This window comes from Stenotrophomonas sp. 05N423 (genome assembly GCF_056397145.1).
The window spans coordinates 1-14,162 of record NZ_JBFTMV010000003.1; the positions used below are offsets into that span (position 1 = coordinate 1).

The window sequence follows — 14,162 nt, forward strand, 5'->3', positions numbered from 1 at the left end:
GTTCAAGCGCCGCGGCTCGTCCACCGTGGTGATGGGCGCCTCGTTCCGCTCGACCGCACAGATCGAGGCGCTGGCCGGCTGCGACCGCCTGACCATCTCGCCGGACCTGCTGGAAAAGCTCGACGCCGACATGGGCGAGCTGCCGCGCAAGCTGGTGGCCGGCGCTGCCGAAGCCTTGACCGTCACGCCAATCGACGAAGCCCGCTTCGACGCCGACATGACCGCCGACCCGATGGCGACCGAGAAGCTGGCCACCGGCATCGATGCCTTCGCCAAAGATCTGCAGGCGCTGCGTCAGCGCATCGCCGACGAACTGGCCCGCTGACCCCCGTAGGAGCGCACCTTGGTGCGCGATGAGCTTCACCGGCAAAGCCCCATCGCGCACCAAGGTGCGCTCCTACAGGATCTGATTGCGCGCCTGGGGCGACGCCCAGCGGCGTTTGGCCACGAAGGCGCATGCGGGGGCAAGCCCCGCATCTACGGCGTCACTGGGTGGATTCAGAAGATCCCGAGCTCCAGCCCAGCCGGCGGCGCGTCGCCGACGAACTGAACCGCCGCCCCTCGTAGGAGCGCACCTTGGTGCGCGACAGGCTTCACCGGCACAGCCCCATCGCGCACCAAGGTGCGCTCCTACAAGGCGTTCCGGCGATGGCCGGGCGGATGTCTGGCCGCGAATGCGCATGCGGAGCAAGCCCCGCATCTACGGCACCGCCGGGTGGCTTCAGAAGATTCCGAGCTCCAGCCCGGCCGCCAGCAGCGCGCCCAGTTCGCGGCCGCGCGCCAAATCCGCTTCCGGCAGCACTTTCCGCGCCGTGATCGCCTCCGGCGTCTGCGCGTGGGTGCAGACCAGCACCGGCTCGACCACTTCGCGCAGGCGCAGGCCGGTGGCGATGCGCCGCAGTTGGGCGATGGTCGGGTGCCCATCGGAACCGGCGCAGACCACCAGCGCGTAAGGCTTGCCATCGCAACGGCCCAGCAGCGGGTAATAGCTGCGGTCGAAGAAATCCTTCATCGCGCCGCTGATCGAGGCCAGCGTCTCGGGCGTGGCGAACACCACCGCGTCGGCGGCCAGCACGTCGTCGGCGCTGGCCTCGGCCGCCCGCAGCAGGCGCACGTCCAGCGCATCGCCGGCACCTTCGCGCGCCGCGGACGCGACCGCTTCGGCCATCGCCCGGGTGGCGCCGGTGAAGCCGTGCCACACCACCAGCAACCGGCGTGGTGCGGCGCCCGTCACCTCAGACGCCCAGTCCGATCGGGCAGCTCACGCCGGTGCCACCGATGCCGCAGTAGCCGTTCGGGTTCTTGGCCAGGTACTGCTGGTGGTAGTCCTCGGCATGGAAGAACGGCGGCGCCGGGAACAGGATCTCGGTAGTGATCCCGCCGTAACCGGCGGCGCCCAGCTGCTGCTGGTACGCATCGCGGCTGGCGATGGCCGCCTCGTACTGCGCCTGCGTATGGCAGTACAGCGCCGAGCGGTACTGGGTGCCGGTGTCGTTGCCCTGGCGCATGCCCTGGGTGGGGTCGTGGTTTTCCCAGAAGGTGCGCAGCACCGTGTCCAACGCGACCTGCGCCGGGTCGAACACCACACGCACGACTTCGGTGTGACCGGTGAGCCCGGAACAGACTTCGTCGTAGGTCGGGTTGGGAGTGACGCCGCCCTGGTAGCCGACCGCCGTGGTCACCACGCCCGGCAGCTGCCAGAACTTGCGTTCGGCGCCCCAGAAGCAGCCCAGCCCCACGTCCAGCACCTGCAGACCGGCGAACTCGCCGCGCAGCGGCTGGCCGTTGACGTAATGCACGTTGTGCAGCGGCAACGGCGCTTCGCGCCCCGGCAATGCTTCTTCCGGCCGCGGCAGGCGCTGCTTGAACGCGCCGATGCCCAGCAGCCCTTGTCCGATACCCAGCATGATCCGTTCCTCTCAGGCCGGCAGGAGTCCCGGCGCTTCGTCATCGTCACAGATGGGGCCGGCCACACCGTCGTCCAAGCCCAGCGCGGCCACGATGTCGTCGGCCTCCGGTTTGGCCGCGTCCGGCACGCAGACCCGCAGCAGGCCGAACAGCGGCAGCTCGCCGCCGGCGCCCAGCAGCGATTCGCCGAACACGAAGGCCGGGATGCCGGCGTCCTCCAGCGCGTGCTTGACCAGGTGCGCGTCGAACAGGTTGCTTGTCTGGTAGACCAGTTGCATCGGGTTTCTCCGCAGTCAGGCCGGGCGGCACAGGGCGTCGGTGGCGGCCACCCGCTCGCTTTCCTGCTCCGCCGCCTGGCGCCACTGCCGCAGCGCCGGTAGGGCGAACAGCGCTTGCATGTAGGCCGCGGCGGTGTCGTCCACCGCCACGCCATAGCCGTCGAAGCGGATCGCGACCGGCGCGAACATCGCATCGACGATGCCGAACGCCCCGAACAGGAAATCGTCGCCGGCACCATGCTCCCAGCGCAGCGCGCGCCACAACGCCTGCACGCGGTCGATGTCGCGCTGCGCGGCGGCGTCCCAGCGGTAGCCGTCGGGCCGGCGGCGGCTGTTCATCGGCAACTGGGTACGCAGGGCGGTGAAACCGGAATGCATTTCCGCCGCGGCGGCGCGGGCCAGCGCGCGTCGGTGCAGGTCGGCCGGCCAGCCGTTGCCGCCCAGCCAGCGCTCGTTGGCGTATTCGCAGATCGCCAGCGAATCCCAGACCGCCAGCTCGCCGTCGCGCAGGGCCGGCACCTTGCCGGTGGGCGAATGGCGCAGGGCCTGGGCGGCGAAGTCCGGCGCGTCCAGCGCCAGCCGCACCTCGTCGAACTCCACCCCGAAATGGCGCAGCAGCAGCCAGGGCCGCAGCGACCAGGAGGAGTAGTTCCTGTTGCCGATCACCAGGACGGGGCGGTTCATGGGCGCAACCTGCAGGTGGGGCGCCCAGCATAGCGCCGGTCCGGCAGCCGGCGCCCGGCTCGGCTAAACTTGCGTTCTCTCAATACGCTGCACCCCAATGTCCGAGAACACGCCTGCCGCTGCTGCCACGCCGGAAACGGCTCCTGCCGAAAAGCGCGACTTCATCCGCCAGATCGTCCGCGAGGACCTGGCCAGCGGCAAGCACACCGCGATCAAGACCCGCTTCCCGCCCGAGCCCAACGGCTACCTGCACATCGGCCATGCCAAGTCGATCTGCCTGAACTTCGGCATCGCCGGTGAGTTCAACGGCGTGTGCAACCTGCGCTTCGACGACACCAACCCGGCCAAGGAAGACCCGGAGTACGTGGCCGCGATCCAGGACGACGTGCGCTGGCTGGGCTTCGAATGGAACGAGCTGCGCCATGCCTCGGACTATTTCGACGCCTACTACCTGGGCGCACAGAAGCTGATCCGCGAGGGCAAGGCCTATGTCTGCGACCTGTCGGCCGAGGAAGTGCGCGCCTACCGCGGCACCCTGACCGAGCCGGGCCGGCCCTCGCCCTACCGCGAGCGCGGCGTCGAGGAGAACCTGGACCTGTTCGCGCGCATGCGCGCCGGCGAGTTCGCCGATGGCGCCCGCACCCTGCGCGCGAAGATCGACATGGCCAGCGGCAACATCAACCTGCGCGATCCGGCGATCTACCGCATCAAGCACGTCGAGCACCAGAACACCGGCAACGCCTGGCCGATCTACCCGATGTACGACTACGCGCACGCGCTGGGCGATTCGCTGGAAGGCATCACCCACTCGCTGTGCACGCTGGAGTTCGAAGACCATCGCCCGCTGTACGACTGGTGCGTGGACAACGTCGACTTCGCCCACGACGACACGCTGACCCAGCCGTTGGCCGACAAGGGCCTGCCGCGCGAGGCGGCCAAGCCGCGCCAGATCGAGTTCTCGCGCCTGAACATCAACTACACGGTGATGAGCAAGCGCAAGCTGATGGCGCTGGTCACCGAGCAGCTGGTGGACGGCTGGGACGACCCGCGCATGCCGACCCTGCAGGGCCTGCGCCGCCGCGGCTACACGCCGGCGGCGATGCGCCTGTTCGCCGAGCGCGTGGGCATTTCCAAGCAGAATTCGCTGATCGATTTCAGCGTGCTGGAAGGCGCGCTGCGCGAGGACCTGGACAGCGCCGCGCCACGCCGCATGGCGGTGATCGAGCCGCTGAAGTTCGTGCTGGCCAACCTGCCCGAAGGCCATGAGGAAACGCTGACCTTCAGCAACCACCCCAAGGACGAGTCCTTCGGCGAGCGCCAGGTGCCGTTCTCGCGCGAGCTGTGGATCGAGCGCGAGGATTTCGCCGAAGTCCCGCCCAAGGGCTGGAAGCGGCTGGTGCCGGGCGGCGAAGTGCGCCTGCGTGGCGCCGGCATCGCCCGCGTCGATGAGGTGGTGAAGAACGACGCCGGTGAAATCGTCGAGCTGCGCGGCTGGCTGGACCCCGAGTCCCGCCCGGGCATGGAAGGCGCCAACCGCAAGGTCAAGGGCACCATCCACTGGGTCAGCGCCAAGCACGCGGTGGAGGCGGAAGTCCGCCTGTACGACCGCCTGTTCTCGGTGCCGGACCCGGACGACGAATCCGAGGGCAAGACCTATCGCGACTACCTCAACCCGGAATCGCGCAAGGTCGTCACCGGCTACGTGGAACCGGCCGCGGCCAGCGCCGTGCCGGAGCAGTCGTTCCAGTTCGAGCGCACCGGCTACTTCGTCGCCGACCGCCGCGACCACCGCGCGGACAAGCCTGTGTTCAACCGCAGCGTGACCCTGCGCGACACCTGGGCCGGCTGATCCCCTGGCGGCGGGCATGACGCCTGCCGCCGCCCGTTCCATCGAGAGAAGCCACGCCCGTGCCCGCGCTGCGGCACGGGCCGCGCGGCCGCGCCCTGCACGGTCCGCACGGGCGCGCCGGGCTACACTGGCCGCCGCACCCCCTGTTCAACGCTCACGAGGCACCGCCCCGCATGCTGTACGCGCAAGTCCACCTGACCCTGCCGGCCTGGATCCACGAAGTCGTCGACACCAGCCGCGCCTACCCGGGCGACGACGCCAAGGTCGCGCTGGCGATAGAGCTGTCGCGGTTGAACGTAGACGCGCAGACCGGCGGTCCGTTCGGCGCGGTGGTGTTCGGCCCGGACGACCGCGTCATCGCCGCCGCGGTCAACCGCGTGGTGCCGCACTGCACCTCGCTGGCGCATGCCGAGAACATGGCCTACATGCTGGCCCAGCAGCGGCTGCAGACCCCGCGCCTGAACGACGCGCTGTCGCCGGTGACCCTGGCCACCTCCTCGCAGCCGTGCTGCCAGTGCTACGGCGCCACGATCTGGGCCGGCATCGACCGCCTGCTGATCGGCGCCAGCGCCGCCGACGTCGAGGAACTGACCCCGTTCGACGAGGGCCCGCTGCCGGCCGACTGGGTCGGCGAGCTGAACCGCCGCGGCATCGAGGTCGTGCAGGGCCTGCACCGCGACGCCGCCCGCGCGGTGCTGCGCCACTATGGCCAGAGCGACGGCGCTCGGTATTGATTCCTGTAGGAGCGCACCTTGGTGCGCGATGAAGCTTTCCCGGTAACACCCCATCGCGCACCAAGGTGCGCTCCTACAACCGCTCTCAAGGACTCACATGACCGGCCTGCTGTGCTACTGCCGCCAGGGCTTCGAGCCGGAACTGGCCGCCGAACTGACCGAGCGCGCCGGCCATGCCGGCATCGCCGGCTATGCGCGCACGCAGCGCAACGACGGCTACGTGGTGTTCGTCACTGACGAAGCCGCCGCGCTCGACCGCGCCCTGCCGTGGCGCGGGCTGATCTTCGCCCGGCAGAAGCTGCGCCTGCTGGCGGAATTGCCGCAGCTGGACCCCGCCGACCGCATCAGCCCGATCATCGCCGCGCTGCAGGGCCAGCCGCGCTTCGGCGAGCTGTGGGTGGAACATCCCGATTCGGACGCGGGCAAGCCGCTGGCCGGGCTGGCGCGCAGTTTCGGCAACGCGCTGCGCCCGGCGCTGCGCAAGGCCGGCCAGCTCACCGACAAGGACAACGGCAGGCTGCCGCGGCTGCACGTGGTGTTCGTCGACGGCACCCACGCCTTCGTCGGCGTCGCCGATACCCGCGACAGCGCGCCGTGGGCGCTGGGCATCCCGCGCCTGAAACTGCTGCCGGAAGCGCCCTCGCGCTCGGCGCTGAAGCTGGACGAGGCGCTGCTGACCCTGCTCACGCCCGAGGAACGCGAAGCGCTGGTCAAGCCCGGCATGCGCGCAGCCGACCTCGGCGCCGCGCCCGGCGGCTGGACCTGGGTGCTGACCCGCCAGCACCTGCGCGTCACCAGCATCGACAACGGCCCGCTGCGCCAGCACGTGCTCGACACCGGTCTGGTCGAGCACCTGCGCGCCGATGGCTTCCACTGGAAGCCGGAGACCGCGCTGGACTGGATGGTCTGCGACATGGTCGAACAGCCGCGCAAAGTGGCCGAGCGCATGGCCACCTGGCTGCGCGAAGGCTGGTGCCGGCACGCCATCTTCAACCTCAAGCTGCCGATGAAGAAGCGCTGGGACGAGACCCGCCTGTGCCTGGACCTGTTCGCCGAGCAGGCCGGCAGGCCGCTGACCGTGCGCGCCAAGCAGCTGTATCACGACCGCGAGGAGATCACCGTGCTGGCGATGCCGGCGCGCGGTTGAGCCACGTCCCCTCATCTGCGGGGGGCCTTCCCGGCGATGCGCCATGCAGGGGCAAGCCCCGCATCTGCAGCAGTGCGTCGTTGCCAGCGCAACCACCGGCCACCCCGAGGGCATGGCTCTGGCACACTGCGGACCTTTCCCGCATGGAGAGCGCCGCCATCGCCCGTCACGTCCTGTTGCGCCATGCCGCCGCCGCGCTGTGCCTGGCCCTGTGCGGCAATGCCATCGCCGCGCCTGATTTCCTCGCCCGCGACCATGTCGGCGACGGCATGTTCACCTCCGGCATCGAAGGCCCGGCGACCGGCCCGGACGGCGCGCTGTACGTGGTCAACTTCGGCCGCGACGGCACCATCGGCCGCGTCGATAAGAGCGGCAGGGCCACGCTGTTCGTCACCCTGCCGGAAGGCAGCGTCGGCAACGGCATCCGCTTCGCCGCCGATGGCGCCATGCTCGTGGCCGACTACAAGGGCCACGCCGTGCTGCGCGTCGATCCGGTCACGCGCGCGGTGTCGGTGTTCGCACGCCTGGACGGCGCGCACCAGCCCAACGACATCACGCTGGCACCGGACGGCACGCTGTATGCGAGCGACCCGGACTGGGCCAACCCGGACAACGGCCAGCTGTGGCGCATCGACCGCGACGGCCGCGCGCACCGGCTCGAATCCGGCATGGGCACCACCAACGGCATCGAGGTCAGCCCGGACGGCCGCCGCCTGTACGTCAACGAGAGCGTGCAGCGCAACGTCTGGGTGTACGACCGCGATGCCGCCGGCACGCTGTCGGACAAGCGCCTGCTGATCCGCTTCGACGACCATGGCATGGACGGCATGCGCTGCGACGCCGACGGCAACCTGTACATCGCCCGCTACGATGCCGGCGTCGTCGCCATCGTCTCGCCCGCCGGCGAACTGCTGCGCGAGGTGCCGCTCAAGGGGCGCAAGCCGACCAACGTGGCCTTCGGCGGCAGCGACGGCCGGCAGGTGTTCGTGACGCTGCAGGACCGCGGCGCCATCGAGACCTTCCGCGCCGACCGTCCCGGCCGTGAATACGGGCATTGACGCCGGATCGCCGGTCCGGCACGCGAAGTCTCAATCCGCGCAACCGCGATCGGGCATGCTGTGACTCCTGGGAGGACACGCATGCACGCCATCGAACTGAAGGACCCGGCCGGCTTCGGCAATGAATTCCTGCGCCTGACCCTGCTGCAGGGTTTCCAGTCGCTGACCAAGCGCGATCTCGAACTGCTGATCTTCGTGCTGCTCGAACGCGATGGCGCCATCGACCGCGGCGACTCCAACGCCAGCGTGGCGCTGCATCTGCGGGTGACGCCGGCCAAGGTCAAGGGCCTGCGCCGCGACGGCTACGCCCGCTGGCGCGCGCTGGTGCCCGAGGACGCCGACGCGGCCCTGCAGCGCATCGTCGCCACCGTGCTGACCGAAGCCAACCTGCGCTCGGGCGCGAAGCACGTGAGCGAGCGCAGCCGCAAGGAAGGCTTCCTCGCCATCCGCATCGAGCACCCGGACGACGCGCAGCGCTTCGAGCAGGCCATCCTCGAGGTCGGCGCGCTGCCGGTGTACGAGCGCAATCGCGAGGTGGCGGCGGTGCGCTTCGACACGCTGCTGAAGATCGCCGAGCGCTGGGGCTACCTGCAGCCCGATCCGCAGGCCACGGTGGCGGCGCTGAAGAAGCTGGCCCCGGCTTCGGAGGAAGTGGCCGACCTGCTGAAGAAGGATGTCGCCCAGCTGCGCTGGGACGACGTGCGCCGCGCCCTGAACAGCCTCGGCGCCAAGGCAGTCAGCTCCACCGTCGAAGGCGGCCTGAAGGGCTTGCTGAAGCTCGCGTTCCCGTTCATTCCGGGCTGAGGGCGGCACCCTGCACGGCCCTGAACCGGCGGCAACATTCAGCCGGCCTGCATGCGTTCTTGCGGCCGGTTTAACGGTGGCGGGCCAAGCATCGGGGGCGTGATTTCCCCTTCTGGAGTCCACTCATGAACCTCTCCCGCCCGCTGCTTCCCGCCCTGCTGCTATGCGCCGCCAGTGTTCCGGCACTGGCGCAGGAGACCGGCAAGGCCACCTTCACCGACAAGGGCACGCCGGTCACGGTCACCTCGGAAGAACCCGATTCGATCCGTGGCGACTACCATATCGACTTCGCCAAGCTGGACCGCAACCACGACGGCTTCATCAGCCGCGAGGAAGCCAAGGCCGATCCCACGCTCGAACGCGAGTTCGATGCGCTCGACACCCACCACACCGGCCGCCTGAGCAAGGCGCAGCTGGAGGGCTGGATGAAGAAGTGAGGCCGGACGGGCCGGCAGGCGGAATCCCGTCGTCCGTGTGAGAGGTTGCCTGTGATCCGCCGCTGCTTTCCCGCCATCGCCCTGCTGCTTTCCACGGTTCCGGCCGTATCCGTGCAGGCGCAGAACGCGCCGCGCGATGCGGCCGTCACCACGCCGCTGCCGGCGGCACCGGTCAACGTGCGCAACCAGTCGCTGGCCAGTGGGGCGGTCACCCATCAGGTGCGTCTGCCGGCCGAACCCGGGCAGGCGGCGGTGATCGTGCGCTCGATCCAGCCGGACAGCGTAATCGGCAGCTACCGCATCGATTTCGACGCGCTCGACGTGGACGGCGACGGCTTCATCAGCCGCGACGAGGCGCAGGCCAACCCGGCGCTGGCCGACGAGTTCAATGCGCTCGATACCGCACGACACGGCAAGCTCGCACGCGACCAGCTGGCCGGCTGGCTGGTGGATTGACGCGCATGTACATGTAGGAGCGCACTTCAGTGCGCGATGGGGCTTCACCGAGGAAGGCCCCATCGCGCACTGAAGTGCGCTCCTACAAGAAGGGTGCGCTGTTACAGCCCCGAAGCGCGCTTCCAGAACAGCGACAGCAGCGGAGGCATGCGCCCGGCCAGGCCGAGCAGCGCGCCGCGCGCCAGGGTCAGGTGCATCTCGTCGTTGGAGAACACCTTGTTGATCGCATCGAAGCCGTAGGCGGCAACCGTGTTGTCGCTGCGCCGCACCCGTGCCCAGCGCCGCAGCCGGTGCGGCGCGGTCCAGTCCACCCGCCGCTGGCGCGCGTCGCGCACCAGCTCGCGCAGCCCGGCCACGTCGCGCAGGCCGAGGTTGACGCCCTGCCCGGCCAGCGGATGCACCACGTGCGCGGCGTCGCCCAACACCAGCACGCGGCCGGCGACGTAGTCGCTGGCCAGTTGCCGGCGCAGCGGGAACGCCGCGCGCGGCGAGGCCGTGCGCATCGCACCCAGGCGGCCTTCGAAGGCGTTGGTCAGTTCGCGGCCGAAAGCCTCGTCGCCCAGCGCCAGCACGCGCTCGGCCTCGGCGTCGGGCAGGGTCCAGACGATGGAACTGCGGTGCCGGTCCACCGGTAGCACCGCCAGCGGGCCGGTGTCGAGGAAGCGCTGCCAAGCGGTGGCCTCATTCGGGCGCTCGCTGTCGACATAACCGACCACGCCGCGCTGGCCGTAGTCGTGGCGCGACACGTCCAGCCCGGCCAGCGCACGCAGGGTGGATTCGCCGCCGTCGGCGGCGATGGCCACGGCCGCGTCCACGCGGCGGCCGTCGTCCAGGCGCAGGCGCACGCCGCCCTCGTCCTGTTCCATCGACTCGACGCGCGCCGGGCAATGCAGCTGCACGCCGGCCGCCGGCAGCGCCGCCCACAGCCGGTCCACCAGCAGGCCGTTCTCGACGATCCAGCCCAGTTCGCGGCGGCCCAGCGCATCGGCATCGAAGGCCAGTTCGCCGCCGCCGGCCGCGTCCCACACCCGCATCCGCAGGTAGGGATGCGCCCGCGCCTGCGCCACCTGCGGCCACACGCCCAGCGCCTCCAGCAGCGCCGCGTTGTCGTGGGCGAAGGCGAACACGCGCAGGTCCGGCCGCTGCGCCGACCACGGCGGTGGCTCGCGCCCTTCCACCAGGGCTACCTGCAGGCCTTCGCGCGCCAGCGCCAACGCGCAGGCGGTGCCAACCACGCCGCCGCCGACCACCACCGCGTCCAACCGTCCACGCCGGCTCATTGCGCCTGGCTCCTGCACAGCTCGGGCACCTGCCCGCGGAATCCCATCGCGCCGCCGACCAGGAAGGACTGCAGCGGCGCGGCCTGCGCGGCGGCCACCAGGCCGAGGCTGCGCAGCGGCCGCAACAGCGGCGCCGGGTTGCCGGTCAAGCGCGCCAGGCCGTCGGAGAAGGCCAGGGTCTGCTCGCGGTCGGGACCACGGCGCTGCACGTAGGCCTGCAGCAGGCCGTCGGCGCCGGGGTCCTGCGCGGCATCGCCGATCAGTTCGGCCAGGGTCAGCGCATCGCGCAGGCCCAGGTTGAAGCCCTGCGCGCCCAGCGGATGGATGGTCTGCGCCGCGTTGCCCAGCAGCAGCGCGCGCTCGCCGACCAGTTGCCGCGCCAGCACCTGGATCAGCGGGTAGGCGCTGCGCGGGCCGCTTTCCAGCAGCCGCCCGGCGCGCCAGCCCAGCACGTTCTGCAGACGCGCCAACCATGCGTTGTCGTCCAGCCCCATCACCGCGTCGGCCTCGTCACGGGCCACGCCGTGGACCAGGCCGTAGTGGCGGTCGCCACGCGGCAGCAGCGCGGTCGGGCCGGTATCGGTGAAGCGCTCCCAGGCGGTGCCGTCCGGCGCCCGGGCGGCGCGCACCCGCGCCACGAACAAGGTCTGCAGGTAATCGTGCTCGCTGGCGTCGATGCCCAGCGCCTGCCGCACCGCGCTGCGGGTGCCGTCGGCGCCGACCACCAGCCGCGCACGCAGGCGGCGCTCGCCCGCCGCTTCGGCGATCACCACTTCGCGGCGGCCATCGGCGCATCCGCCCAGCCCGACGAATTTCGCCGGACGATAGCGGGTCAGGTGCGACAGGTCGCCCAGCCGGGCCTCCAGCGCGCGGCCGAAGTCGCGCGCCACCACCACCTGGCCGAAGGCATCGCGGCCATAGTCGCTGGCGTCCATCACCACGCGGCCGAAATCGCCGGCGCGGCTGACGTGGATGCGGCGGATCGGGCCGGGCGCGCCTTCCAGGCGCTGCATCACCCCCAGCGCGGCGAGCGCGTTGACCGTGGCCGCGGCGAAGCTGAGGTTGCGCTGGTCGAACACCGCCGGCAGTTCGCTGGCCGGGGTCGCTTCCACCAGTCCCACGTCCAGCCCCAGCCGGTCCAGCGCGATGGCCAGGCTGGCACCGACCAGTCCGCCACCGACGATCACCACATCATGAAGGTCGCTCATGCCGCCATGATAAAGGCTCGGCCGCCGCGGGCGCCGCCGCGATGCCGCGCTGCAACCGCGGTCGCGGCGCGACTGCGGCTAGAATGGCGGCCTGATTCCGCCAGATCCTTCAACACCATGACCGCCAACGTCCAACGCGCCTTCGTCCTGTCCCTGCTCGTGCTGCTGATGGCCGGCACCCGCATCAACCATTTCGCGCCGATCCCGGACGCGTCCTGGGCGGTGTTCTTCATGGGCGGCTTCTACCTGCGCAGCTGGACCCGCTGGGCGTTCCCGCTGCTGATGGCGCTGGCGGTGGCGGTCGACTGGACCGTGATCAGCAGCCAGGGCATGGATTTCTGGGGCCACTACTGCGTCTCGGCCGGCTACTGGGCGCTGGTTCCGGCCTACTTCGCCATGTGGGCCGGCGGCATGCTGCTGCGCCGTTTCTACAAGGGCGCCAGCTGGCGTGCGCTGGGCCTGTTCGCCGCGACCCTGGTCGGCGCGGTGGTGGTCTGCCACCTGTTCGCGCAGGGCGGCTTCTACTGGACCAGCAGCGTCGTCGCCGAGCCGACCGTGGCCGGCTGGTTCAAGAACTACACCGACTGGCTGCTGCCGTACATGCGTACCGCGGCCATGTACACCGGCATGGCGGCGCTGGCGCAGGTCGCCGCCGAGGCGCTCGCGCGCCAGTCGGCCGCCGACCGCATCGCGCACTGACCGGCGCCGCACGATGGGCAACCGCCTCTCGAAGATCTACACCCGCACCGGCGACGACGGCAGCACCGGCCTGGGCGACGGCAGCCGCACCGGCAAGGACTCGCTGCGGGTCAACGCTTATGGCACCGTCGACGAAGCCAACTCGGCCATCGGCGTGCTGCTGGCCGTGGCCCTGCCCGAGGACGTGCGTACGCTGCTGACCACGATCCAGCACCAGCTGTTCGACCTTGGCGGCGAGCTGTGCATCCCCGGCCACGCCGCCATCCATGCGGCCGACATCGACGCGCTGGAACAGCATCTGGACCGCTACAACGACGACCTGCCGCCGCTGAAGGAATTCATCCTGCCGGCCGGCGGCGAAGGCGCGGCGCGCTGCCACCTGGCCCGCACCATCGTGCGCCGCGCCGAGCGCGAGACCGTCGCGCTGGCCCGGGTCGAGGACGTGCGTGGCGAGGCGATACGCTATCTGAACCGCTTGTCCGACCTGCTGTTCGTGCTGGCGCGGGTGCTGGCCCGCGCCGATGGTCACGGCGAAGTGACCTGGAACCACCAGCGCCGGCACGGCTGATCATTCAGGAACGAGTGAGAGCCGCGCTCCTGCTTTTACTCGTTCCTCGTTCCTCTTCACTCGTTCCTGAGCGTCCCTGCCGGCCAAAGCCGGCAGCTACGAGGCATGGCGGTCGGTTACATTGCCGGCATGCTCGTATTCACCCACCCGGCCTGCCTGGGCCATGACCCCGGTCCCGACCATCCCGAATCGCCCGAACGGCTGCGCGCGGTGCTGGACGCACTGCATGGGGCGTTCCCGGAGCAGTTGGACTGGCGCGAAGCACCGCCGGCCAAGCTCGGCGAACTGGCGCGGGTGCACGAACGCGAGCTGATCGACAACGTGCTGCAGGCGCAGACCGCACCGCTGCGGCGGATCGACCTGGACACCTTCGCCTCGCCCGGCTCGGCCAGCGCCGCCCTGCATGCCGCCGGCGCCGGCGTGGCCGCGGTCGACGCGGTGATGCGCGGCCCCGACCGGCGCGCGTTCTGCGCCGTGCGGCCGCCCGGCCACCACGCCACCGCCGATACCGCGATGGGCTTCTGCCTGTTCAACAACATCGCCGTGGCCGCCGCCTACGCCCGCGACGTGCATGGGCTGGAGCGGATCGCCATCGTCGATTTCGACGTCCACCACGGCAACGGCACCCAGGCGATCTTCGAGACCGAACCGCGCGTGGCCTACTACAGCAGCCACGAATCCGGGCTGTTCCCCTACTCGGGCAGCATGCGCGAGCGCGGCGTGGGCAATGTCTGCAACATCCTGCTGCCGCCGGGCAGCGGCGGCTTCCGCTTCCGCAACACCTGGGCCGACGACCTGTTGCCGCAGGTCGACGCCTTCCGTCCGCAGCTGCTCCTCGTCTCGGCCGGCTTCGACGCGCACATGCGCGACCCGCAGGCCGACCTGATGGTCGAGACCGAGGACTTCGGCTGGCTGACCGCCGAACTGGCGGCGCTGGCCGACCGCCACGCCGACGGCCGGCTGGTGTCCCTGCTGGAGGGCGGCTACGACCTGCAGGCCCTGGCCGAATGCAGTGTGGCCCATGTGCACGCCCTGCTCGCCCGGTGACGGGC

The 14,162-nt window shown here is 70.6% G+C and carries 17 protein-coding genes; 11 read left to right on the forward strand and 6 right to left on the reverse strand.

From position 1 onward, the window contains the following. Positions 1 to 325: transaldolase family protein (locus tag AC1DGW_RS06335; RefSeq protein WP_478020703.1), on the forward strand; the 325-nt coding region annotated here is incomplete at its 5' end. A 396-nt stretch (positions 326 to 721) separates the two neighbouring features. Here AC1DGW_RS06335 and AC1DGW_RS06340 read toward each other — a convergent pair. From AC1DGW_RS06340 to AC1DGW_RS06355, 4 genes are read right to left on the reverse strand one after another with little or no spacing between them, the layout of a single operon-like run. Next, positions 722 to 1,234 carry a flavodoxin family protein gene (locus tag AC1DGW_RS06340; protein WP_478020706.1) on the reverse strand — a complete coding sequence of 171 codons (513 nt, stop codon included), beginning with the start codon at positions 1,232 to 1,234 and terminating at the stop codon, positions 722 to 724. A 1-nt stretch (position 1,235) separates the two neighbouring features. Next, complete coding sequence (gene msrA, locus AC1DGW_RS06345) at positions 1,236 to 1,886, reverse strand: peptide-methionine (S)-S-oxide reductase MsrA (protein ID WP_478021466.1); 651 nt, start codon at positions 1,884 to 1,886, stop codon at positions 1,236 to 1,238. Between the two features lie 33 nt (positions 1,887 to 1,919). Further along, on the reverse strand, positions 1,920 to 2,186 hold the full coding sequence (locus tag AC1DGW_RS06350) for a putative signal transducing protein (RefSeq protein ID WP_478020708.1): 267 nt from the start codon (positions 2,184 to 2,186) through the stop codon (positions 1,920 to 1,922). Positions 2,187 to 2,201: 15 nt separating this feature from the next. Continuing rightward, entirely contained in the window at positions 2,202 to 2,870 is a 669-nt protein-coding gene (locus AC1DGW_RS06355; protein WP_478020710.1) for a glutathione S-transferase family protein, read from the reverse strand. A gap of 97 nt (positions 2,871 to 2,967) precedes the next feature. On the opposite strand from AC1DGW_RS06355, the gene AC1DGW_RS06360 reads away from it, so the two are divergent. From AC1DGW_RS06360 to AC1DGW_RS06390, 7 genes are all read left to right on the forward strand, one after another. Further along, positions 2,968 to 4,719: a glutamine--tRNA ligase/YqeY domain fusion protein gene (locus tag AC1DGW_RS06360; RefSeq protein ID WP_478020712.1), complete on the forward strand. Its 1,752-nt coding sequence runs from the start codon at positions 2,968 to 2,970 to the stop codon at positions 4,717 to 4,719. A gap of 173 nt (positions 4,720 to 4,892) precedes the next feature. Continuing rightward, positions 4,893 to 5,453, forward strand: coding sequence for a nucleoside deaminase (locus tag AC1DGW_RS06365; RefSeq protein WP_478020714.1), 561 nt, complete (start codon positions 4,893 to 4,895; stop codon positions 5,451 to 5,453). 97 nt (positions 5,454 to 5,550) lie between these two features. After that, the gene (gene rlmM / locus AC1DGW_RS06370) at positions 5,551 to 6,600 is read left to right on the forward strand and encodes a 23S rRNA (cytidine(2498)-2'-O)-methyltransferase RlmM (RefSeq protein ID WP_478020717.1); all 1,050 of its coding nucleotides are present in this window, start codon (positions 5,551 to 5,553) and stop codon (positions 6,598 to 6,600) included. A gap of 143 nt (positions 6,601 to 6,743) precedes the next feature. Next, positions 6,744 to 7,658 (forward strand): SMP-30/gluconolactonase/LRE family protein, encoded by a 915-nt coding sequence (locus AC1DGW_RS06375; protein WP_478020719.1) that lies wholly within the window; start codon positions 6,744 to 6,746, stop codon positions 7,656 to 7,658. A gap of 81 nt (positions 7,659 to 7,739) precedes the next feature. Continuing rightward, a complete protein-coding gene (locus AC1DGW_RS06380; protein ID WP_478020721.1) occupies positions 7,740 to 8,462 on the forward strand; it encodes a hypothetical protein in 723 nt (240 codons plus the stop codon). A 125-nt stretch (positions 8,463 to 8,587) separates the two neighbouring features. Beyond that, complete coding sequence (locus AC1DGW_RS06385) at positions 8,588 to 8,899, forward strand: EF-hand domain-containing protein (protein WP_478020723.1); 312 nt, start codon at positions 8,588 to 8,590, stop codon at positions 8,897 to 8,899. 51 nt (positions 8,900 to 8,950) lie between these two features. Continuing rightward, positions 8,951 to 9,355 (forward strand): EF-hand domain-containing protein, encoded by a 405-nt coding sequence (locus tag AC1DGW_RS06390; RefSeq protein WP_478021470.1) that lies wholly within the window; start codon positions 8,951 to 8,953, stop codon positions 9,353 to 9,355. Between the two features lie 101 nt (positions 9,356 to 9,456). On the opposite strand, the gene AC1DGW_RS06395 is transcribed toward AC1DGW_RS06390, so the two are convergent. Continuing rightward, positions 9,457 to 10,635, reverse strand: a complete 1,179-nt coding sequence (locus tag AC1DGW_RS06395; protein ID WP_478020725.1) for a UbiH/UbiF family hydroxylase — start codon at positions 10,633 to 10,635, stop codon at positions 9,457 to 9,459. Continuing rightward, a complete protein-coding gene (ubiH, locus tag AC1DGW_RS06400) occupies positions 10,632 to 11,843 on the reverse strand; it encodes a 2-octaprenyl-6-methoxyphenyl hydroxylase (protein ID WP_478020728.1) in 1,212 nt (403 codons plus the stop codon). Before ubiH ends, AC1DGW_RS06395 begins: the two co-directional genes overlap by 4 nt. A 117-nt stretch (positions 11,844 to 11,960) precedes the next feature. Here ubiH and AC1DGW_RS06405 point away from each other — a divergent pair, with 117 nt between their 5' ends. The 3 genes from AC1DGW_RS06405 (at position 11,961) to AC1DGW_RS06415 (ending at position 14,157) form a co-directional block, all read left to right on the forward strand. Next, positions 11,961 to 12,542 (forward strand): hypothetical protein, encoded by a 582-nt coding sequence (locus AC1DGW_RS06405; protein WP_478020731.1) that lies wholly within the window; start codon positions 11,961 to 11,963, stop codon positions 12,540 to 12,542. Between the two features lie 13 nt (positions 12,543 to 12,555). Next, positions 12,556 to 13,110, forward strand: a complete 555-nt coding sequence (locus tag AC1DGW_RS06410; protein WP_478020737.1) for a cob(I)yrinic acid a,c-diamide adenosyltransferase — start codon at positions 12,556 to 12,558, stop codon at positions 13,108 to 13,110. A gap of 129 nt (positions 13,111 to 13,239) precedes the next feature. Then, positions 13,240 to 14,157 carry a histone deacetylase family protein gene (locus AC1DGW_RS06415; protein ID WP_478021472.1) on the forward strand — a complete coding sequence of 306 codons (918 nt, stop codon included), beginning with the start codon at positions 13,240 to 13,242 and terminating at the stop codon, positions 14,155 to 14,157. The last annotated feature ends 5 nt before the right edge of the window (positions 14,158 to 14,162 follow it).

Excerpts from the sequence above, each read along its gene's own strand:
- AC1DGW_RS06360 (WP_478020712.1), top strand. The coding sequence starts at position 2,968 with ATGTCCGAGAACACGCCTGCCGCTGCTGCCACGCCGGAAACGGCTCCT.
- AC1DGW_RS06365 (WP_478020714.1), top strand. The coding sequence starts at position 4,893 with ATGCTGTACGCGCAAGTCCACCTGACCCTGCCGGCCTGGATCCACGAA.
- AC1DGW_RS06415 (WP_478021472.1), top strand. The coding sequence starts at position 13,240 with ATGCTCGTATTCACCCACCCGGCCTGCCTGGGCCATGACCCCGGTCCC.
- AC1DGW_RS06395 (WP_478020725.1), bottom strand. The coding sequence starts at position 10,635 with ATGAGCCGGCGTGGACGGTTGGACGCGGTGGTGGTCGGCGGCGGCGTG.
- AC1DGW_RS06350 (WP_478020708.1), bottom strand. The coding sequence starts at position 2,186 with ATGCAACTGGTCTACCAGACAAGCAACCTGTTCGACGCGCACCTGGTC.
- AC1DGW_RS06405 (WP_478020731.1), top strand. The coding sequence starts at position 11,961 with ATGACCGCCAACGTCCAACGCGCCTTCGTCCTGTCCCTGCTCGTGCTG.
- AC1DGW_RS06380 (WP_478020721.1), top strand. The coding sequence starts at position 7,740 with ATGCACGCCATCGAACTGAAGGACCCGGCCGGCTTCGGCAATGAATTC.
- rlmM (WP_478020717.1), top strand. The coding sequence starts at position 5,551 with ATGACCGGCCTGCTGTGCTACTGCCGCCAGGGCTTCGAGCCGGAACTG.
- AC1DGW_RS06385 (WP_478020723.1), top strand. The coding sequence starts at position 8,588 with ATGAACCTCTCCCGCCCGCTGCTTCCCGCCCTGCTGCTATGCGCCGCC.
- AC1DGW_RS06355 (WP_478020710.1), bottom strand. The coding sequence starts at position 2,870 with ATGAACCGCCCCGTCCTGGTGATCGGCAACAGGAACTACTCCTCCTGG.
- AC1DGW_RS06375 (WP_478020719.1), top strand. The coding sequence starts at position 6,744 with ATGGAGAGCGCCGCCATCGCCCGTCACGTCCTGTTGCGCCATGCCGCC.
- AC1DGW_RS06410 (WP_478020737.1), top strand. The coding sequence starts at position 12,556 with ATGGGCAACCGCCTCTCGAAGATCTACACCCGCACCGGCGACGACGGC.
- ubiH (WP_478020728.1), bottom strand. The coding sequence starts at position 11,843 with ATGAGCGACCTTCATGATGTGGTGATCGTCGGTGGCGGACTGGTCGGT.